The sequence below is a fragment of the Nostoc sp. ChiSLP03a genome (assembly GCF_034531215.2).
Taxonomy (GTDB): domain Bacteria; phylum Cyanobacteriota; class Cyanobacteriia; order Cyanobacteriales; family Nostocaceae; genus Nostoc.
On the sequence record NZ_JAVRBQ020000129.1, the window covers coordinates 1 to 21,642 of the forward strand.

Here is a 21,642-nt window from a genome sequence, read left to right on the forward strand (position 1 = left end):
CAAGCAAGATTGCTTGGATCACTTTTTGCCGGAGGTCATAACTATAAGGTTTGGGCATCAGTTTCCCAGAGGTTCTACTGGAGCTTTCATCAAGGTCTACTTCCAGTTTATGGCTTAACCGCCTTGGCGGTTGCTATAACACAATGCCAGTCTGCTCAAGTCGGGAAACTCGCCCACGCGGATGGCTCCCCAAAATATACTTAGATTTTTTTCCAAGTTAAATCGGATTGCTATATCAGCTATAGGAATCGTATTTGATTTTTGAAATTATTTACGTAGGCGGGGAGTGGGAAGTAGGGAATTAGGCTTTTCGAGTTGTACCGAGCTTTTTCAGAAATCAAATATTAGTCCTATATCCCTCTTCTGTCACTCTCCGAAAACATTTGCCATTTCTGAATTCTAGAGCTTTTGTATAACAAGCGATCGCGCGATTCTTTTCTAATAACAAATACAAGACCCATTTTTTCTAATAGTATAGCTTGTATTGACTGCCTCATGAGGCTTCTAGCGATCGCCCTCCCGGAAAGTGACAGAAGAGAGATATATTATTCTACCTTTTCCCAGAAAGATAGTAGAGAAAGGTAAATTACGTTACGGACAACGCAAAACGCTGGAGCGTATACGATCGTTACCCTGCAATAACTCCACAGCAAAACTAGCAAGCCTTGCTGTGGAGCATTGAGTTAAATGCGTCTCATTGCCCAGTAATTTTTAAAGGGATTATAGGTACGTTGCCTTGCTTCCTCTTTTGTTTTTTTAGTTGGAATTTGTAGAGCACCATAAACATAATCCTTACGAGTAATCTCATAGTGGAAATGAGCTGCATCTGCTGCTGTAATGCCTGTTTTTGCAACTTTTTGACCAGCAGTTACAGAACTCCCTTGACTAACTAGAACCTGACTTAAGTGTTTATAGATGTGGTTTATACCATTAGCATCTTGAATAGTTAATAATCCCCAATGCATATCTACTAAAACTACTTTGCCTGAAACAAGAGTCTTAACTTCGGTTCCTATTGGTGCCCCTATGTCTATTCCTCCATGATAGCCATTCACACCACCTGTTGCTTTGTAATAATCATCCGAAATATAAGCACCAGTAAATTTAAAGCGCTTTTCGTTACCAAATAGAGCAGTTGACAGGTCTACTCCTCCAAGATCAGCTGCTTTAACTAGAGATGCTGTCAGAAAAATAATGGTAAAAGTAGATAAAAATGGTACACTGGCAGACAATAGCCTTTTGGAAGTCTTACTAATTGCTAACATTTTTGTTTCTCTGTGTTACAAAAGACGCTAAATAGTGGAAATGCACAAGGATGAATGCCTTAAAATATTTTGCAGGCAGAGAATACCCAGAAAGCTTTGTAGGCTAACGGCAAAATGCAGCGGCAGCAAGTAACCTCGAACTCAGCACCAAACGCTTTTGATCGTCCGTTGCCATGACGTGTTAGCTGGATAGCACCACTGAGTGCTTTAATACTTTGCAAAGCATCTCGAACTACTGCCACAACAGAAATTTTCTGAGTGTGGACTCATCCATAACCTCAAAGAACGAGTGCAAAGACTCTGTGCGGAGACTGCTAACTGTTTATTATACAGAAACTGATATCTTACACTTAAGAGGATAAACACTGAATACTTAAATTAATAGTACAAAAATTTAGATAATACCTAAGAGTTTACATACTTAGACTAGAGTTATTTGAAACATTCACTAAAGTGTAAAATAATTGATTTTCTCTGTAAGTACAATAATCAAAATTATAGTAACCAACATCTGTACGTTTAACTTGAATCACCTGGGCAAACGCATCTAAATATTGACGAACCTAGATAAGAGTGGAATTCACCAAGGCTCTTTTCAGACATGAATTTCAGGAAATTAAATATTCCCTGTTGCAGTAATAATAATCATTATATGAAGAAGGTTACAGGCAACCGAAGGTTGCCTGTAAAAGAAGGTGGTATTCTCCTGAAGCAGAAACAGAAAGAAGAATTAGAATTACATTCCTAACTTTTCCTTTGCCAACTTGGTTTCACCACCTGACGACTACGAGCAATTACCAGAGAATCATCAGGCACATCTTCTGTCACAGTAGAACCAGCTGCAATGTAGACATCATCTCCCAAAGTGAGCGGAGCCACTAAAACGCTATTGGCACCAGTCTTGGTGCGATTGCCTATTTTGGTACGATGTTTCTTTACGCCGTCATAGTTGGCAGTAATTGTACCAGCACCAATATTCACCTGATTGCCGACAACAGTATCACCTATATATGACAAATGGGCTGCATTGGTGCGATCGCCTAATTGCGTATTTTTTAATTCCACAAAATTCCCCACACGGCAACCAGCACCCACCTGTACCTGACCGCGCAAATGAGTATAAGGGCCAATTCGGCTTCCGGCTTGCACGGTGCTATTTATGACTACTGAATATTGCACTGTAACATTTTCACTTAATTGACTATTTTCAATTAAACTCCCCGGCCCGATGTGACTTCCGGTTTGAATTACCGTATTTCCCCGCAGGTGAGTTTGGGGTTCAATAATTACATCTGGTTGCAAATCCACTGTTTCATCAATGGTGATGCTGGTGGGGTCGATGAGAGTGACACCCGCCAGCATCCATTTTTCCTTGACTCGTTTTTGCAAAATTTCGGATGCTGTTGCCAGTTGCAAGCGATCGTTGATGCCAAGAATTTCTTGGTAATCTTCCACATCCACTGCCATTACTTGTCCTACCTGAGTCACGGCATCGGTAAGATAGTATTCTTTTTGGGCATTGTTTGCCTCTAGGTGGGGAAGCACCTTTGCTAAATCTGGCCAGCGAAAGCAGTAAACTCCAGCATTAATCCGCTGATTTTCTCGTTGAGCAGCCGTACAATCCTTGTGTTCGATTATTTGCTGCACAATATTTTCATCGTTACAAAAAACGCGCCCGTAGCCTGTGGGATCGGGTAGATGCGAGGTGAGAATAGTGGCAGCGTTTTGATTTTGGACATGAGTTTGTAACATCTGAAGAAGAGTTTCGCTGCGTATTAACGGTAGATCGCCATTAAGTACCAGCAAATCTCCAGTGTAATTTTCCAAGTGAGGAAGTAATTGCTGGATAGCATGACCTGTCCCTAATTGCACAGTTTGTTCGACAAACTCCAAACTGGGAATCGAGTGCATGGCGGCTTGCACTTCCTCGGACTGATATCCCACAATCAGGATTCGCCGTGAGGGCGAAAGTGGTTCTACACTTTTGAGAACTCTCTCTACTAGCGATCGCCCACCTAAAGAATGTAAAACCTTGGGTAAGCGTGATTTCATCCGTGTGCCGCGTCCCGCCGCTAAAATTGCTACAACTACCATAATTAGCTATCAGCTATCAGTGAAATTGTGATTAGTGCTGTTAGTACTTTAAAATCTCGGCTCAAATCATACCAGCTAATCATAGAAGACTGAAAATATCAAAAAAGTCAGAATTCAGGAGTTGGTATAAATTCTACTCATAAAAAGCAGAGATTATAATAATGCAAATTAGCGTTTATTACAGCAGCTATAAATCATTACTCCCTACTGCCCACTTTTCCCATTTTCCTGACAAGAGCAAATAAACTCTGCAAACTGCTGCATTAGTTTGGGGTTACGCCAACCAGAATCAGCTTCTTCTTGCATCACTAAAAGGGCTTCTGTTGAAGTAAAAGCTCTTTTGTAAGGTCGTTCGCTAGTTAGGGCATCATAAATATCAATTAACTGAAATACCTGCGCCAGGTAGGGAATATCATCTCCCTTGAGTCGATCGGGGTAGCCTGAGCCATCCCAACGTTCGTGGTGATGACGAATAATCGGAACTACACCGCGCATACTGCGTAGTGGTTGGCAGATTTTTTCTCCAATCAAAACGTGCTGCTGCATAATTTGCCAATCTTCGGGGGTGAGTTTGCCTTTTTTTAGCAGCACAGCATCGGGAATACCCACTTTACCAATATCGTGGAGATAACCACCCCACATTAAATCTCGAATTTGATAGCGTGTGAGGTTGAGGTATTCACCAAAAACTTGTCCCAGTTTTACTAGACGTTCGCAATGGTTGCCTGTATTGGGATCGCGACTTTCGATAGACATAGCAATGGAAAACAGTACTTGTTCGGCATGATCTAAATCTTCGTTCATACGCTTCTGCCGCACCAAGGACTTTACACGCGCTGCGAGTTCCACCCGATCGAAGGGTTTGGTGAGAAAATCATCTGCCCCAACTTCAATTCCCCGAATACGTGATCGCCTGTCATTTAACGCTGTAATAAAAATTACTGGGATTAGCCTAGTCTGCTCATCCTGTTTAAGCAATTGGCACACTTCAAATCCATCCATTCCTGGCATCATCACATCCAGCAAAATCAAATCTGGTTGTTTTTGAGTTACCAATCCCACAACAATAGACCCACTGTCCGCCTCAATCACTTCATATCCTTCCATCCCCAAGAGGGCAACAGCAGTCATCCGGCTGGCGGCATGATCGTCAACAACTAAAACCTTCGGTGGATCTAAATCAAACCCATTCACTTTAGAACCTTTGGCTTGTAGTGTTCTAGAGACCAATGAATCTTCATCACAATTAACATCAGATTTTATCCAAGAAAACATTGCTTGCCTATCTTCAAGCATAAGGTCTCCTTGAGATAAGCCTAAAGAATAACCTTCCGCATTTTGCGATTCTACAGCATGATTTGAACCGATACTCTTCACTGTGCTAATGGGGTTTGACCCATTAACAATTTTTTCTGTAAAGCCTGTATGGTTGGATTTCCATTGAATCACAAAGGCACTCCAAGTTTTTGCACAAGTTAGTTAACAGCGTTAGATTTTAAAAACAAATTTAAGATTTGACTGTATCTGAGTCAGAATTTCGATATGGATTATGGATGATGTCAAGCTGCGGATTGAATTTTTCGCAGCATGTATCTTTTATGTTACGAACAAGATGTATCTTGTTGTCAAATTTTTTGCTTTTAATTCCAGTATTATAAATTATCACAAATGTTAAATCAGGTTTTTTACGGAGATTTTTTAGCCTTGTGGCGTCAGAAACCGTTGTAATTGAACACTTTATATCAAAATATCGGATTTTGAGTTTCAAGTCTTTATAGTAATCATTTAGATATAATTTTTTTATTCAGTTATAGGAATAATCTAGTACCGTAAAATATGATGTAATATTGAATACTAACATATAGCTAAGCTATTTGACTCGTAAAAACTCGTTGAATTAGGCTTGCAGTCCATAGACGTAGCATATTGTATGATATTGTAATCAAACTACAAACTAGTTCCCATAAAATCCCTACCTTGTGTTCCCAATAACCACCTTTTTCGCCAATGAGAGGAAGGTTCTAGGCAAGAGGTTTCTTGCTCTTGTTGTCGCCGCCTGACTATGACTTCAGTTGGATCGCTCAATTGAGGATCGCGATAGGGAATAGCAGCACGAGTTAGCAAGTGTTCTTTTTCAACTTCTGAAAGGGTAGTGAGTAGGGAGTCGTCTTTAGACTCAGCATTTTGAGAATGTGTTGCCACAGTACCAGGCGATCGCCTTCCTACGGGTGGGGTAGAAGATATAACCAAACCAGCAGACAAAAGTGCTGTACGTACAGCAGCAGCACAAGAATAGGTCGCTAATAAACCATCTGGATGTAAACACAATGAGAGTTGTTTAATAAATTCAACAGTCCATAATTGAGGACACTGTGGTGGTGAAAAGGGATCGAGGAAAATTGCATCTGCCCAGAAACCCGACTGACGTACTAGCGCGATCGTAGTTCTAGCATCGCCAATCAATAGCTTCGCTTTCAGGCAAGGTGTTTGTACTTGATGCTCAAAAGCTAGTTTTTTCAAAATTTCATCAATATAGTTACAGTTCCAATTGTCGAACAACTGATGAGCGATCGCCGCTTGTGGCACTGCTGGATTCAGTTCTAAACCAATTACTTCAACACAACAATTAGGATTCACGTCCCAAATTGTTTGCAAAGCAGCAGCTGTGTTATATCCTAGACCATAACAAACATCCAATAGTCGCAAGACCGGTTTTTGGGCTGCTGTAGCCAGTTGAGTAGGTTCTACAAACTTGCAAAAACTTTCCTGTGCAGCTCCATAATGGCTGTGAAAGGATTCACCAAACTCTTGAGAGACAAAGGTGAAAGAACCATCTGCTGTTAACTTAGGTGTAAAATTCTCTAAGTCTGACATCTTACAAAAAACTAAATAATGACTAATGCCCCTCAAGAGTCCTGAGTAATGAGTGCTGAGTCGGGAGTGGGGCAGAGAGAGAAAAGAATAACTATTAATTCCTAACTCCTAAGACAGCACTCAGTACTATTTTGTCCCATGCCCAATGCCCCATTCCCAATGCCCCATTCCCAATTTGTTGTTTCGCCAGCTTGGCTGTTTGAACATCTAGAAGATCCGCAAGTCGTTATTGTGGATTGTCGCTTTTCTTTAGCCGATCCACAACTAGGACAACAACAGTATCAAACAAGTCACATAGAGGGTTCATATTACTTAGATTTGAATCAGGATCTTTCCAGTCCAGTGGGTAAGCATGGCGGAAGACATCCTTTACCTAACCCTAATGATATAGCTAACAAATTGGCAGCGATTGGGGTAAATTACCAAAAAAGTTTAGTTGTAGCTTATGATGATTCGCGCTTTGCTTTTGCATCTCGTCTCTGGTGGCTGTTGCGTTATCTAGGACATGAGCAAGTAGCAGTAATGGATGGCGGCTTGGCTGGATGGCAAAAAGCTGGATATTCTGTTACAGATGTTATTCCTTCCCCCCGAATGGGTACGTTTGTCCCTCAAGTACAAACAGAAAAGGTGGTAGATATTACAAAGGTGAAAAGCCGGAAAGATAGCCATGAGGTAGTATTGGTCGATTCAAGAGAGAGCGATCGCTACCAAGGCGAACGAGAGCCAATCGATCGAATTGCTGGACATATTCCCGGTGCAGTCAACTATCCCTGGCAAGAAGTTACAGACTTTTCCGGCTACCTACTCCCTCCAGAAGAACAACGCCGTCGGTGGGAAAAGCTAAAAACAGCTGAAGAAATATTGGTATATTGCGGTTCTGGCGTTACTGCTTGTGTGAATTTACTTTCTTTAGAATTAGCAGGTATTAGCAAGGGTAAACTTTATGCTGGTAGCTGGAGTGATTGGATTTCCTATTTATAGTCATTAGTCATTGGTCATTGGTCATTAGTTTTTAATAAAGGATAAATCACATTGTTCATTGGTCATTGGTCATTAGTTTTTAATAAAAGATAAATCACAAAGGACAAATGACTAATGACAAAGGACAAATTTCAAAACCGACCTAATTGCAAACCATAATTAATACTGAAGAACCAGCCGTCAAAATCAATGTTTTCGGCGGTTGAACTACCTAAACTTACTCCAGCCTGGACATTCATATAAATGGTATCGGATATTTGGTAATTTAAGTGTCCGAATAGCCGATAAAATTCGTCTTCTCGATCGCGCTGTGTAAAGTCTGATAAACTCATTTGGTAGTCAATACCGACCTGGAGAGGCTTTTGCAAGTAGTAGTTTAGAGATACCCAAAAGGTATTGATTATCCGATTACGACTTTGGGGATCGGCAAAATTTACACTCAACTGGTAGAAGCTATCTAGGGTTAATTTTGAAGTTAAGGGATCTCGGCGTCCCAAAGATAGCTGTAGAGAATTTTCATTTAAAAAGCGATCGCCTGCTTTGAAACTATTGGGGCGATCGCTGCTGTTGGCATAAAATAACTGTTGATTGCTCCAACTGATTTCTCCATACATCCGTTGGGATAGCTGCTGGTAAAGACTGAGATTGAATCTCACCTGATTGTAATGATATTGTGACTGATTTATATAACGAATCAGATTGCCATCGATTGAGCCATTTATAAAAGTCTTAGATCCTAAAGGAAAATATGTAGAGGCTAATGTCAGTCCAGAAATAATTAAACTATCTTCTATGGGACTATCATGTGATGAAAATATGTTATTCGTTTGGAAGTAGCCGACACGTCCTTGCAGATAGCCGATAGGTTTAAACTGAGGTACAGGTTGTTCTGTTGGTGGTGGTAGCTGTTGTTCTAGAGGTTGTTGTTCTAGGGGTCGTAACCGCACCCGTAACCCCAATTCGCGATCGCTATTAGATTCAAACGGTTGTTTTGGCGATCGTAGCAGTTCTATCAACCTATCTCGCCTTTGAGAATACTCTTTCTCAGGCAAATTTAATAGTTGCTCCTTTGAGTCTGAAGGAGATATGGGCAAATTATTTGGCGGAGATTCTAGCTGTGGCGGTTCATTTTGCTTTTGAGTATCTATAGGTTCTTCGGTTTGATCTGGGATTTGAGTCGTTTCTGGTGTTTGCTGTGCCAGATTTAACGGCATCCGAGAATCTAAAGTATGTGACTCACTCGACAGCTTGCACAAAGAGTTAATTGCTTTTTGCTCCAACTTATGACATAACTGCTCATGAGTTAACTGTGTAGTTGCTAAATGATTAGAATGCAAAACATCTGTAATTGCAGATTCTGCCGCATTTACTCTAATGCAACACCAGCTTGCACCACTGGACGTTAACAAAATACAAAAAAACAAATTTTTCCAGTTCTTGAGTCGCATCTGGTTAGATCGCATTGATTGCGTTTGGCAAATGTAGACCCACAAGCTGTATCGAAAGTTCCGACTACAAAGATACAGTTGATTGCATCTATTTTAGCTTTGTAGGTATATACTGAAACTACAAACTAAAATTACTGCTTTTCGGATTTTTCCCCAGATTTTTTGTCAAACTGAGATGTTCCGATAAATTGCTGTTTAATTTTTAGTGAAATACAGCTAGTGGGTAATTTAACAATAAATTTTTAGCAAGTTATTGTCCCTCATAATTAACGATCCTCTAACTGAACTGATTATAAAGGATTATATGTAAGGTACTTATGCTTTAATTATTTATATCAAATGCTAACTTTTAAATATGCTACAAAATTTATTGTATACAATTTTCTTTTCAGCAGGAAAAGTTAAATCAACTAAATACATATAGTAATTAGTAATCCAATTTGATTCATGAACTTGCTTACGTAGATAAGAAACAGGTAGACAGAAAAAAAGCAATAGATGTGTACTGAGTGTTTTCAAAAATCAAATCTGAGTCATTTATTTCAATTATTATCTATTCTATGCATTAAATCTAAATTAAAATTTAAAATAATTTACCTAAAAAACTCTTACAACAATTAACATTAGCTTAAAATTTAATTTTTATGATATTAGTTGAAGGTCAAAATTTCTCAAACTATGTTTTATAAATCGTTTCCATTATTGGTAATTGGTTTATGGGGACTTATAGTACTGCCTTTGCCAAATCGGGTAAGTGCTACAACTCCTCTAACGCGAGCAGAGATTCAAAATCTCCGCAACATCGTACAACTGATACCCAAAGATAAATTCAAGAAACGTCCTGCACGCAAATTAGATGCAATGACCCCTGGAGACGGGCTGTCAACTGGTCGAGCTTCTCTCGCAGATTTGCGTTTTAATGATGGCTCTTTGGCACGAGTTGGAGAACAGGCGTTATTTCAATTTTTGCCGAAGACTCGTGACTTTAAACTGACAAATGGGACTGTGTTGTTGCTCATCCCACCAGGAAAAGGGCAAACACGTATACAAACACCAAATGCAGCAGCAGCAATTCGTGGTTCAGCATTATTTGTACGCTACGACCAACAAACAGACACCACAATTGTAGGTGCGCTAACAAATAGCGGCATTGAAGTTTCTAACAAGAAGGCTTCTCAAACTCAGGTGTTGGAAGCAGGACAAATGGTGATTATAATTAAAGGCGAATTTCAAAGATTATATGATTTTGATCTAAGAAATTTTTATGAAACGAGCCAGATGGTTCGGGAACTTGATTTGAACAGGCAGAGTCCTGTGCCTACGCCCGATCCTGCAATTACCAGTGTTCAAGCCGAAACTGCTGCGGCTTTGAAAGCACAGGCACCGATAAAAGGCGAGGGAGTAATTGAAAACCCCTCTTTTGTGCAGCTAACTCCACCAGTTGGCCAAACTGAGAAATCACCTAACACCTCAACTGCAACTGAAAAATCACCTAACACCTCAACTGCAACTGAGAAATCACCTAACACCTCAACTGCAACTGAGAAATCACCCAACACCTCAACTGCAACTGAGAAATTACCCAACACTTCAACAAATCCAACACCTGTAACCTCGACAGATCCAACACCCGTCACTCCAACAGATACAACACCAGTAACACCCGTAACTCCAACACCTGTAACCTCAACAGATCCAACATCCGTAACACCTGTAACACCAGTATTACCCGTCACTCCAACAGATCCAACACCCGTCACTCCAACAGATCCAACACCTGTAACACCCGTAACACCAGTAACTCCAACACCTGTAACCTCACCAGATCCAACACCCGTCACTCCAACAGATCCAACACCAGTAACACCAGTAACTCCAGTAACTCCAACACCTGTAACCTCTCCAGATCCTACACCCGTCACTCCAACTGATCCATCACCAGTAACAGCAGTAACTCCAGTTACTCCAACAGCTGTAACCTCGCCAGATCCATCACCCGTCACTCCAACAGATCCAACACCCGTCACTCCAACATCCGTAACTCCAACACCCGTAACACCCGTAACACCCGTAACACCAACACCTGTCACTCCAACACCCGTAACGCCAGTAATACCTGTAACACCCGTAACTCCAACACCCGTAACTCCAACACCCATAACTCCAACACCCGTAACGCCAGTAATACCTGTAACACCCGTAACTCCAACACCCGTAACTCCAACACCCGTAACACCCGTAACACCAGTAACTCCAACACCTGTCACTCCAACACCCGTAACACCCGTAACACCAGTAACTCCAACACCTGTCACTCCAACACCCGTAACACCCGTAACACCAGTAACACCAGTAACACCAGTAATACCCGTCACTCCAACTGACTCTCCAAGTACATAAAAATTGCTAATTGGGGTAAAAAATGCTACGCAAAAGCCGAAGACAGTACGTCTTGTCGTAGTTTTGCCTAATTCCTGTGGAACTTAGCTGCTCCAATGCGGTAACACAGACTTATGCTCGATTAGGGGCAGAACTATACAACTGTTAACTAATGCCTTTACTGGCGCCAAAGCAAAAAGTGATATTCCCTACGACCAGATAGCATCTGCTAACGCTAGATTAAATCAAGGACAGGACTTACACAGCGTTCACCGGATATTCTTATATAGTTCAATCACGTTCTGTGTGTAAGTTCCCAGGAACTCACTTGTTGCTAAAGAGAACATAAACTTATGACTTTTGATTACGACCTGTTTGTAATTGGTGCGGGTTCTGGAGGTTTGGCGGCTTCCAAACGAGCGGCTAGCTACGGCGCAAAAGTGGCGATCGCTGAATATGATTTAGTTGGTGGCACTTGTGTGATTCGCGGCTGCGTTCCCAAAAAACTCATGGTCTATGGCTCTCACTTTCCCGAACTGTTCAGTGACGCTTCCGGCTATGGCTGGAAAGTGGGTAATGCTGAGTTGGACTGGGAATATTTCATTACATCTATAGATAAGGAAGTTCGGCGACTATCGCAACTGCACATAAGCTTCTTGGAAAAAGCTGGAGTAGAACTATTTTCTGGTCGCGCTACATTGGTAGACCCCCACACTGTAGAAGTTGATGGACGTAAAGTTACAGCAGACAAAATTTTAATTGCTGTTGGTGGGCGTCCTGTCAAGCCAGATTTACCTGGGATGGAACATGGGATTACCTCCGACGAAATCTTTCATTTAAAAGAACAACCAAAACACCTCGTTATTATTGGCGCTGGTTATATCGGCACGGAATTTGCTTGTATTATGCGCGGTTTGGGTTCTGAGGTGACACAAATTACCAGAGGTGAAAAGATTTTGAATGGTTTTGATGAAGATGTCCGCCTAGAAATTGAAGAGGGTATGACGAACCACGGAATTCGCTTGATTAAGAATAATGTGGTGAAAGCAATTGAACGTGTCCCAGAAGGGTTGAAACTGACTTTATCAGGGGATGATCAAGAACCACTAATTGCTGATGTGTTTTTAGTAGCGACTGGTCGGACTCCCAATGTAGATGGATTAGGTTTAGAAAACGCTGGGATTGATGTTGTGGCTAGTTCTATCGAAGGGCCTGGATACCCAACCACAAATGCGATCGCAGTCAATGAATATAGTCAAACTAGTCAACCGAATATTTTTGCTGTTGGCGATGTCACCGACCGAATCAATTTAACTCCCGTGGCCATTGGGGAAGGTCGTGCATTTGCCGATAGTGAATTTGGGAATAATCGCCGCGAATTCAGTCACCAAACTGTGCCCACAGCCGTATTTTCTAGCCCAGAAGCTGCGACAGTCGGCTGGACAGAAGCTGAAGCACGAGAAAAACTTGGTGATGCCGTCAAAATTTTTCGTACTCGCTTCCGCCCCATGTACCACAGTTTGACTGGTAAGCAAGAGAAGACAATGATGAAGTTGGTGGTTGATGGCAACACTGACAAAGTTCTAGGCGCTCACATGGTAGGTGAAAGTGCCGCTGAGATTATCCAAGGTGTAGCGATCGCAGTTAAGATGGGCGCAACTAAAAAAGACTTTGATGCTACTGTGGGTATCCATCCCTCATCCGCAGAGGAATTTGTCACATTGCGGTAATAAGAGTTATGGGTTATGAGTTGAAAAAATAAACTCATAACTTAAAACTTAAAATTTATAACTTCTCACTCCTAACTATTAACAGTCTTGGACTACATATATCTTCACGGATTTGCTTCTAGTCCTAAATCTGCCAAAGCGCGGGATATAGGCGATCGCTTTACCCAAATTCAGACAAGGCTGAAAATTCCCGATCTCAATGCTGGCGATTTTTCCCAATTAACAATCACTCGTCAGCTCGCTCAAGTTGCCGCAGAATTCAGCAATGATTCTAAATCAGTAACACTCATTGGCTCAAGTTTGGGTGGTTTGACCGCTGCCCACTTGGGACAACAAAATTTACAAGTGCAACGCTTAGTTTTGCTAGCACCAGCTTTTGGCTTTTTATCTCATTGGTTGCCTAAGCTAGGAGATGAAGAAGTACAGCGTTGGCAGCAAGAAAAATATATTATGGTCTACCACTATGGGGAGCAGCGATCGCTTTCTTTAAGTTACGATTTCGTTACAGATGCTGCCCAATACCAAGAAAAGCTTTTGCAACGCCCTATCTCTACGCTAATTTTGCACGGAAAAAAGGATGAAGTCATTCCGATAGAAGCTAGTCGCGACTTTGCGCGATCGCGTCCTTGGGTGGAGTTAGTTGAACTCGACAGCGATCATGCTTTGGGTAATGTTATGGAAGAAATTTGGCAGGCAATTCGCCTCTTTTGCCAATTACCTTGAAGTTGTAAAATATTAAACTCACACATAAATAATGTCCTTAGTCATTTGTGCTTTGTTAGTCACTAATGACCAATGACTAATGACTAATGACTAATGACTAAAACTATGCTTCCCTTCATCCGGTCAGATTTAGCCCAATTCAGTGCCTATAAACCTCATCCTAGCAGCGATACAGCCAATTCTGTTGCCACACAGTTCGATCGGTTAGATACAAATGAAAGCCCCTACGATTTACCTCCTGAGTTAAAAGAGAAGCTAGCGTGGACTTATCAGCAAGTAATTGAAACAAATCGTTATCCTGATGGCGGACATGAAACACTTAAGGATGCGATCGCACAGTACGTTAATCAATCAGCCGACCTCTCATCATCCTTCTTTACTGCTGCCAATATTTCTGTTGGTAATGGTTCAGATGAACTAATCCGCTCTTTATTAATCGCCACCTGTTTAGGAGGAGAAGGGTCAATTCTCGTTGCCAATCCCACTTTCTCGATGTACGGGATTTTAGCGCAAACTTTGGGCATTCCTGTAGTGGCGGTGGGGAGAAATGAAACAAATTTTGAAATTGACATAAGCGCCGCACAGTCTGCGATCGAACAAACTCAAAATCCTCCGATTCGCGTAGTTTTTGTAGTACATCCCAATTCGCCGACTGCCAACAGCTTAACTGAGGCAGAGTTAGCTTGGTTAAGAAGCTTGCCACAGCATATTTTAGTAGTAATTGATGAAGCTTACTTTGAATTCAGCCAAACTACCCTAGTAGGTGAATTAGGAAAGCATCCTAATTGGGTAATATTACGCACTTTTTCTAAAGCTTTCCGATTGGCATCTCTCCGTATTGGTTATTGCGTTGCTCATCCTGAAGCGATCGCCATTTTAGAAAAAGTTCGCTTACCCTACAATCTCCCCAGTTTTTCCATAGCAGCTGCCTTAGTTGGTTTACAAAATCGTACACTCTTGCTGGAATCAATTCCCCAGACCTTGAGCGAACGAGCTAAACTCATCGAAATTTTATCCCAGCAACCAAAACTACAAATTACTCCAAGTGCTGCCAACTTTATTTATCTGCGTCTTAAACCAAATGGCTTTAATTCACAAGAAGCTGCTTTAAAAACTTTCCATCAGAAACTTAGAACACTCGGCACTCTTGTACGGCACATTAGCGGAGGATTACGAATTACTGTCGGAACGATAGAAGAAAACGCCCGCACCGTTAATCGAGTAAAAGCTGCTTTGGCAAATTTGTCATCTTAGCAATTTACTCAGTAATTAAACCTGCTATTTACCTCACTGCCCAAACGGCGTACTACTCCAACTGTTTGTGGCAGCACACCTACTAAAAGAGCAAAAGCAACATCCGGCAAAAGAGCCACTATTTCTGGTGGAAAGTATTGTTCAAATTGATCGAGAATCTTCTGGACTCGCTGCCCAGGCAGTGGATTTTCTGTAATTTGTTTGATCAATCGAATCCACTGTCGCCTAATCAAGTAAGCCTTCTGGCGTTCTTCATTAGATTCAGGAGTTAATAAAGAAAGATTACCTATGGGCAGTGCCATTTGGCAATCACAATCGTAATCCCCACCCACAGCAGCCCCAGGCCCAGCAAACTCTGCATGGTAGCGTTTAAAGAGTATTAATCCATTTCGCCTACGACTATTGACGATGAAAACTTCTCCACTGTGCAAACGTGTAAGGATATCCGAGCCTTGCGATTGCTCAGTTCCGTCTGACATGACAACAGAGTCAAGGAAAGTAGCTTCAGGGTAATAAGTTGATACCATAGAGGTCTGATAGCGTCGATGCTGTTCGCTATCCATGTTTTTTAAACTTTTAATGAATGTTGTTGTAGTATGCACTTCAAAACAGAACTAGCTGTTATATCAAATCAAGTTTTTGAATTCTTTTATTATCAAGACCTTTCTGGTCAATCTAACTAAAAATAGCAATATATAGGCGTTGTTTCAGTAATTGAGTGATTATATTTTATGAGATATAACTAGATTTGTCTGTAAACCATACTAATGTTTTCTTAAAGTTTTTATAAAGATGAATATATGAATTACAAAGTTATTATGAGGAAGTAATGATTTCTTTCAACGCGATTTTGCGTTATGTTCCCATTATAGGCCATTTTCATCTATATCGAATGCTTTCAAAAATTTGTTAAGCATAAATCCCAAAAGTGAAAGTTAACATTTTTTAATATTAAAAATATTTACCAAAAAGATAATTTGTTTATAGCGACGAGGGCATTTTTCGTAATTAAGTTAAAATCAAATATTCTTTTGAGAAAAAATTATCAAAAGCTTTTTACTCGCTTCGTAAATTAACAAACATCTTTGAGTTTTGATTTATTAAGACTCCTATTTGATTGCGTGAAAAAACTTAGTATAACTCAAGGAGTCTTCTTTATCGTTACCTCTTGCGTGCTAAATCAAGTAAATCCTGGAAATAAAAGCGGATTTATCTAGATATTTAGATAATATTGGCTAAATTTCTAATTAAACCCCGTTTATTTTAAAACCTAGAGTTATTAAAAAGAGTATATTATCTAGTCCTAGCTTGAGTTTTGAGCTTTCTCGGAGTCAAAATAATTATGGTTCTAAAGGTAGACGTGGTTTAGCTTAGTTTGTGTTTGATTACCGCTATGAGTTACAGATTTTATTGAATTAATTGGAATGGAATACAAAACTTGACAATTGCCAAAATAAAACTCAGAGAATGGAATCAGCACTCAGGCGCTTGTGCAATAACATCTGGCTTGAGCGTCTTAGAAGAAATGTATTCCAATTAGATTCGACTTTATGCACTCGATATCCCAGCTTGAAATAAAGCTGTCGTGCTTGATGGTTATTTTCTAAAACATGGAGATATAAGTCTTGAAATCCCCACTCGCGAGAGACTTTTTCACAGCTAGTAAGTAATCCTGAAGCCACACCATGTCTACGGTATTTTGGGTGAACTGCTAAATTAGATAAGTAAGGAAAACCTACACCAACCTCGCTCCATGAATCACTACTGTAGCGTACACCCATTTCCACACTCCCTACTAAGTTATTAGCCTCACCAGTAGTAGCTTCAAGGGCAACTAAGCACAGATGACGGGGCGCAGGTGATGCCATCCGATGCCTTAAGTCTTCGTAAATACCCAGACGTAGCAACGGAAAAGCCCATCCCCATATACCATTGTGGGAGTGAAAGCTTTCAGTAATAATTTGGGCAACACCAATCAAATCAGCAGGTGTAGCTGTACGAATTTGGAATTGGTAGGAAGCTGGATCGATTGGCTGTTGGTGGTATGGATGAAAAAACCGATATTTCAAGGCTAGTTTAGTATTGATTTTATTCAACAAAAATTTTCTCAAATATCCTAAAACAAGATTTAAACTAAATCAGAACTTATAGAGTTGCCCAGGAGATTTAACTGAACCAATATTGCTAATTCGCTTTTTCTTGTAGATTAAACAAATTTTACATTTTAGTTTGGAGTTTTATAACCTGCATTTTTGAAAGAGTATTAGAGGATGAATGAACAAGTATTTTTCATCACATCAAAGCCTCGGAAATGTAACCCCCCTAGCCCCCCAACACTCACGAGGGAATGGGGGTTTCAAAGCCTCTCTCCGCTTGCCTAACGGCAGGCTGACGCCGACGGGGAGAGGTTTTGAAAGGGGTTTATAGTATACTTTACGACTTTTCAAACATCCTGTTAGGAGTTACAACTTCATAAATCTATTTAAACTCAGTATATTCATTGCATACCTTCTTTTAGGTAGGCAGAATATCAAACTGATTACCACAAAACATCTCTAAAGTGATAGAGCTTTCAGCAAGTGGGCAGAGGAATAGCATAACTTATCTGTAAGCAGCATCTCCAAAATTGTTAAGTAAGTACACTATTGGCAAACTCTGGTTTCAAACTACCCTTGGTTACAGTACTGAACTTGTTTTTGCAGTTACCGCACACTGATACTACTTTGCTACTAAGTCCTAGAAGTAAGCTGTACAGTTACTGTGACAAGAATCTGTAAGGTTTCCTAATCCCTAATCTCTAAGTCCTCAAGCACTACCACTTGTCTTAATGATAGTTCTGATTGCTAAATTAGAAAGAGGTATTTGTCTAATAGTATACTTTGGCTTTAAATCTTATTGTTTTAATTTTGCCGACTCTACCATGACTACCATAAATAAAATTTACCTGCAAGTGTTATTACAACAACTGTGGAGGGAAAACTTAATATGCAGCTTTATCTGGATTTTTCTGCTGGCTATGAGCGCTGTATGTATTATCAGACATTGCTCACAGGAGGTAAAAAAAGATTTGGCAAGCAAGCGTCGACTCTATAACACTAAAACTGACAATGAAAGCAATTACCCTGCACCAACGCAAACGGTAATCGGCACAAGCAATTGAGACGAATTACTGTGAGTAAACGCTCCTACACTCAGCAGTCATGTAGCCAAACAGCCCTATTGGTCGAAATGCTCTGCTCTTACCTGACTCAGAAAAATCTTTACCTGATCAGATTATTCTTTATCCGACTGCCGTTGCAGCAGGAAAGCGGTGCATGAAATCCCAAGCAAACAGTAAGCCTAAAATTTTGGTTGTCGATGATGAACCAGACAACCTTGACTTGCTTTACCGCACTTTTTATCGTGATTATAAGGTGCTAAGGGCAACCTCTGGCCCTGCGGCCCTCGATCTGCTGGCTCAAGAGGGAGAGATCGCGGTGATCATCTCCGATCAGCGGATGCCAATGATGAGCGGTACAGAATTTTTGAGCCTGACAGCAACTCAATATCCAGATATTATTCGGATAATTTTAACTGGCTACACCGATGTCGAAGACTTGGTGGAAGCAATCAACGCTGGTAAGGTATTTAAATATGTCACTAAACCGTGGGAGGCGGAGGAACTCAAAGCAGTGGTACGCCAAGCTTTGGATACCCACAATGTCCTCAAAGCTAGAACCCGCGAACTTACCCGCACACTCCGTCAAGAATCGCTGCTGAATACTGTTACCAATACGATTCGCAGTGCTTTAGACTACAGACAAATTTTGCAAGCAATTGTAGATACAGTGGGTGAAATGTTGGAGGTGGATGTTTGTCTGCTACGTCCCTTCCAAGATGAGCAGTTGGCAGATAAAGGGTTTATTTATCAGAAGCCGCTTTCTGAAGAGGCAGAGGTGCAAGAGAGCAAAGGGGAAGTGGCAGTAAGTCTTTCCCCTCTGCCCGCTATATCCTCTGCAACTCCTCTGCCTCTTTTGGCTCAGACAGTGTGGGAAACCCGCGAAGTTCAAGTAATTCACGATGCGATCGATGATGAGCGCATTCACGGTAACACTCCCGAACTGCGCGAGCGGGGGCAAGCTTTTGCTGCTGCTAACATTTGTTCTAGTTTAGTTGTGCCATTGATCTGCCAACAAGAACTGATGGCAGTGCTAGCACTGCACCAGTGTTCTGTTCCTCGCTTTTGGGGCGATGATGAGGTGCAGTTAGTTTTGATGGTAGCGGATCAGGCAGCCTTGGCTTTGTCTCAAGCTTATGCTTACGAACAAGTACGTGCCCTTGCCAAGCGAGAGAGCTTGATTAATACAATTACTAGCGCGATTCGCTCTAGCTTAGATCCTCAAGATATTTTTGCGGCTATTACCCAACAATTGGGACAAGCTTTACAAGTTGATGGGTGCGTCTTGTCTTTGTGGACAGAGGAAGATAAGTTTGTTGAATGTGTCGGTTTGTATGATAGTTTTCAACATCTAGAAAATTTAAGAGCGCCAGCCCCAGATAATAATTCAAGTAGCAATCATCACTTATCAAACCAGAGATTACCCTATTCTCAAGCATCGATTCAGGAAAATCCCATCCTCCAACAAATGCTACAGACACATGAACCTGTGGTAATTGGTAATGTAAGCCATTCTCCTTCAGATGTGCGAGGTTTTGATTTACCTTTAAAAATGCCAGCGCGATCGCTCATGTTTGTGCCATTATTAGCTGACGGTAAATGTATCGGTAGTATTACTTTGCACGAAGGTAAAAAAGTACGCCAATGGTTGTCATCTGATATCGATTTGGCGAAAGCAGTGGCAGCGCAAGCCGCGATCGCTGTGCAGCAGTCACACTTGTATCAAAAAACTCGCCAACAAGCTGAACGCTTACTGGAATTAGACAAACAAAAAACTGAATTTTTTCAAAATATTTCCCATGAGTTCCGCACACCGATTACCTTGATTCAAGGGCCTTTAGAGTCGGCAGTAGCGGCTGGTGAGGGATTATCTTACTCTCAAAGTGCGATCGCCCTGCGTAACTCCCGCCGCCTGCTGCGACTGGTAAATCAACTCCTGGATTTACAACGCCTGAATGCCGGGAGAATGCAGCCTAGCTTCCATCCCTGCGATCTAGTCGAATTTGTCAGCCAAATAGTGGAATCTTTTCGTCCCTATTGTGAGAAAAAGAGACTGCATCTCGTCACCCAGTTAGATGAATGTTCGACGGTGTACTTGGACATGGAAAAATTTGACAAGGTGGTTTACAATCTCTTGTCAAATGCCATGAAGTTTACTCCCGAAGGTGGCACGATCGGTGTCAGGCTAAAATCTGAGCGCGATCGCTGCATATTACAAGTGCAAGATACTGGAATTGGTATTGTTAAAGAACAAATTCCCCACCTATTTGAGCGCTTTCGCCAAGCTGAAGGTTCAGCAAACCGCTCCTATGAAGGCAGTGGTTTGGGTTTAGCTTTAGTTAAAGAATTAGTAGAATTACATGGTGGTCAAGTCACTGTGGAATCAGTTTATGGTGAAGGTACTACTTTTAGTTTATGGCTAGTGACTGGAAATGCTCATTTACCTGCACAGCAAGTACTAGAAACGCCTACTGAACTGAATACAAACCGCGCTAGCGTAGAATTAGCTGATTTAGAACTAGTAGAGTCAACAACAGACAATATTGAAGATATTACAATAAACCTGTCCCCCAGTGTTGATACTCAAGACTCAGCACATAAGACTCAGCACTCAATTTTAGTTGTAGATGACAACCCCGATTTGCGAACCTATGTATCTGAAATTTTCCGCCGTAATGGCTATCATGTACAGACAGCTCGTAACGGTCATGAAGGGCACAGTAGAGCGAAGGAAATTCTACCCAGCTTGATTGTGACTGACTTAATGATGCCGTTAGTGAGCGGACTTGAGATGATTCAGATGATCCGCAATGAGGAGACGTTGAAAGGAACACCAATCATTCTGCTGACAGCGAAAGTAGATGAAGAAACCCGCATCGAAGGTACAGAACATGGCGCGGACGCTTATTTAGCAAAACCATTCAACGATCGGGAACTTTTGGCGGAAGTTCGCAATCTTTTAGCGTTGAAAGAAAATGAACGGCGAATTGTGGAGTTAAATACTTATCTAACAGAATCGGTGCTAAAGCGCTTTTTGCCTGCTGTATTGGTGCAAAAAGCCGCAACCGGAGACTTAACGTTAGATTTGCGCCCAGAACCACGCTTAATTACAGTTTTGTTTAGCGACATTGTGGGTTTTACACAGCTAGCAAATACTCTCAGATCCCGACGAGTTGCAGAGCTGCTAAATGAATATTTAGAAGCAATGACCAAAGTTGTCTTTAGCAATGGCGGCACTGTAGATAAATTTATGGGAGATGCTATCTTAGCTTTATATGGAGCGCCGGAAGAACTAACCCCTAACGAACAAGTGCGTCGTGCCATTAATACAGCAAGAGCAATGCACCACTCACTGGCTGACTTGAACCAGCGCTGGCGAGAGCAAGGTGTATTCGATAGCGACAAGCTTACTAGTGTACAGTTCCGGTGTGGTATTCACCAAGGTACTGCTGTTGTGGGGATGTTTGGTAGCGCTGAACGCGCCGACTATACTGCTATTGGTCCAAGTGTCAATATTGCCGCAAGGTTGCAAGCTGCTGCTGTTCCCGGTACGATTCTTGTTTCTGCTGCCGTAGCAGATTATTTGCAGGAAGGAGAAATTACTAAAGGGAGTCCGCTAAAACTTAAAGGAGTAGATGAAACAGTTTTAACTTTTGCTGTTTCACCAGAGGTAATGGTTAATCGCTAAAATTTAGACTGGTATTTTAAAGCATTACCAATGAGTAAAAGTGCATAAT

15 protein-coding genes are annotated in these 21,642 nt (G+C 41.3%); 7 read left to right on the forward strand and 8 right to left on the reverse strand.

Going from position 1 to position 21,642, the window contains the following annotated elements:
• Window positions 1-204, forward strand: a 204-nt coding sequence (locus RMY32_RS21230) for a hypothetical protein (protein ID WP_322713329.1), incomplete at its 5' end; no start/stop codon positions are given.
• A 479-nt stretch (window positions 205-683) separates the two neighbouring features.
• Here RMY32_RS21230 and RMY32_RS21235 read toward each other — a convergent pair.
• The 5 genes from RMY32_RS21235 to RMY32_RS21255 form a co-directional block, all read right to left on the reverse strand.
• Window positions 684-1,265, reverse strand: a complete 582-nt coding sequence (locus tag RMY32_RS21235) for a M23 family metallopeptidase (protein ID WP_322713330.1) — start codon at window positions 1,263-1,265, stop codon at window positions 684-686.
• Window positions 1,266-1,324: 59 nt separating this feature from the next.
• Complete coding sequence (locus tag RMY32_RS21240; protein WP_322713331.1) at window positions 1,325-1,507, reverse strand: hypothetical protein; 183 nt, start codon at window positions 1,505-1,507, stop codon at window positions 1,325-1,327.
• A gap of 502 nt (window positions 1,508-2,009) precedes the next feature.
• Entirely contained in the window at window positions 2,010-3,359 is a 1,350-nt protein-coding gene (gene glmU / locus RMY32_RS21245) for a bifunctional UDP-N-acetylglucosamine diphosphorylase/glucosamine-1-phosphate N-acetyltransferase GlmU (RefSeq protein WP_322713332.1), read from the reverse strand.
• Between the two features lie 204 nt (window positions 3,360-3,563).
• Window positions 3,564-4,808 carry a two-component system response regulator gene (locus RMY32_RS21250; protein WP_322713333.1) on the reverse strand — a complete coding sequence of 415 codons (1,245 nt, stop codon included), beginning with the start codon at window positions 4,806-4,808 and terminating at the stop codon, window positions 3,564-3,566.
• A gap of 498 nt (window positions 4,809-5,306) precedes the next feature.
• Window positions 5,307-6,233: a tRNA (5-methylaminomethyl-2-thiouridine)(34)-methyltransferase MnmD gene (locus RMY32_RS21255; RefSeq protein WP_322713334.1), complete on the reverse strand. Its 927-nt coding sequence runs from the start codon at window positions 6,231-6,233 to the stop codon at window positions 5,307-5,309.
• A gap of 159 nt (window positions 6,234-6,392) precedes the next feature.
• Here RMY32_RS21255 and RMY32_RS21260 point away from each other — a divergent pair, with 159 nt between their 5' ends.
• The gene (locus RMY32_RS21260; protein WP_322713335.1) at window positions 6,393-7,214 is read left to right on the forward strand and encodes a sulfurtransferase; all 822 of its coding nucleotides are present in this window, start codon (window positions 6,393-6,395) and stop codon (window positions 7,212-7,214) included.
• 131 nt (window positions 7,215-7,345) lie between these two features.
• Here the strand turns inward: RMY32_RS21260 and RMY32_RS21265 are convergent, their stop codons facing one another.
• Window positions 7,346-8,662, reverse strand: coding sequence for a hypothetical protein (locus tag RMY32_RS21265; RefSeq protein ID WP_322713363.1), 1,317 nt, complete (start codon window positions 8,660-8,662; stop codon window positions 7,346-7,348).
• Window positions 8,663-9,340: 678 nt separating this feature from the next.
• Between RMY32_RS21265 and RMY32_RS21270 the strand changes: the two genes are divergently transcribed.
• From RMY32_RS21270 to RMY32_RS21285, 4 genes are all read left to right on the forward strand, one after another.
• Complete coding sequence (locus RMY32_RS21270) at window positions 9,341-11,062, forward strand: FecR family protein (protein WP_322713336.1); 1,722 nt, start codon at window positions 9,341-9,343, stop codon at window positions 11,060-11,062.
• A 332-nt stretch (window positions 11,063-11,394) separates the two neighbouring features.
• On the forward strand, window positions 11,395-12,771 hold the full coding sequence (gor, locus tag RMY32_RS21275; RefSeq protein ID WP_322713337.1) for a glutathione-disulfide reductase: 1,377 nt from the start codon (window positions 11,395-11,397) through the stop codon (window positions 12,769-12,771).
• A gap of 87 nt (window positions 12,772-12,858) precedes the next feature.
• Entirely contained in the window at window positions 12,859-13,494 is a 636-nt protein-coding gene (locus RMY32_RS21280; RefSeq protein ID WP_322713338.1) for a YqiA/YcfP family alpha/beta fold hydrolase, read from the forward strand.
• Between the two features lie 105 nt (window positions 13,495-13,599).
• Entirely contained in the window at window positions 13,600-14,748 is a 1,149-nt protein-coding gene (locus RMY32_RS21285) for a histidinol-phosphate transaminase (RefSeq protein WP_322713364.1), read from the forward strand.
• Window positions 14,749-14,756: 8 nt separating this feature from the next.
• On the opposite strand, the gene RMY32_RS21290 is transcribed toward RMY32_RS21285, so the two are convergent.
• Together RMY32_RS21290 and RMY32_RS21295 are read right to left on the reverse strand one after the other, a co-directional pair.
• On the reverse strand, window positions 14,757-15,311 hold the full coding sequence (locus RMY32_RS21290) for a hypothetical protein (RefSeq protein WP_322713339.1): 555 nt from the start codon (window positions 15,309-15,311) through the stop codon (window positions 14,757-14,759).
• Between the two features lie 897 nt (window positions 15,312-16,208).
• The gene (locus RMY32_RS21295) at window positions 16,209-16,847 is read right to left on the reverse strand and encodes an N-acetyltransferase family protein (RefSeq protein WP_409883644.1); all 639 of its coding nucleotides are present in this window, start codon (window positions 16,845-16,847) and stop codon (window positions 16,209-16,211) included.
• Between the two features lie 1,215 nt (window positions 16,848-18,062).
• Between RMY32_RS21295 and RMY32_RS21300 the strand changes: the two genes are divergently transcribed.
• Complete coding sequence (locus RMY32_RS21300) at window positions 18,063-21,593, forward strand: response regulator (protein WP_322713342.1); 3,531 nt, start codon at window positions 18,063-18,065, stop codon at window positions 21,591-21,593.
• The last annotated feature ends 49 nt before the right edge of the window (window positions 21,594-21,642 follow it).